At 49.0% G+C, this 539-nt stretch carries 1 protein-coding gene; it reads left to right on the top strand.

Annotated features, from left to right (window positions below; genetic code table 11):
- Positions 1–243: hypothetical protein (locus DXA43_RS10535; protein ID WP_233540083.1), on the top strand; the 243-nt coding region annotated here is incomplete at its 5' end.
- Positions 244–539: the final 296 nt, after the last annotated feature.

A 539-nucleotide genomic window follows, 5' to 3' on the forward strand; every position in this document is an offset into this window, starting at 1 on the left:
CTTGAAGAAGGGGGAGGCCTCGCGGCCTCCCCCTTCTTTGCGTTATATAAACCGACATTTGCCCTATCTGTTTTAGGTGTGTTCGGATTGGCTTTAGTCGAGGGCATCGTAGTCGTTCGCGGTGAGGCAGAGCCGATCTTTTTACTCATGTCGCTTTCTGGTGGCGCTCAGTCGGCTCCAGAGTTCTGTCGCCACGTATATCCGGACGGATCTTTTGCTCCTTATTTCCAGTACATTAATTAAGGGGCATTGTTTTAATCAAATACACTCCGCCAGTGGGGACTCTATCTAATTAGTGATAGAGCCCCCACTGGCGTTTATATAGGTTTGTTAACGTTGTCCTTCAATTTATTACGGGCTAACTAGCGGAGATCGATGAGGGTATAAAGATACTATGTCTTCAGTGGACAGCAAGATTCCCGAGGTCATACGGTCTGTCCAAGTTTTATGACCATACGCGTGACTCTGAGCATCTCGGAGCCCAGTTAGTTGATTTGTGAACAAAATATGGAGTGCGCGATTCCCGCCCCCGGCGCCCC

This window comes from Collinsella sp. OF02-10 (genome assembly GCF_003463445.1).
Classification (GTDB): domain Bacteria; phylum Actinomycetota; class Coriobacteriia; order Coriobacteriales; family Coriobacteriaceae; genus Collinsella.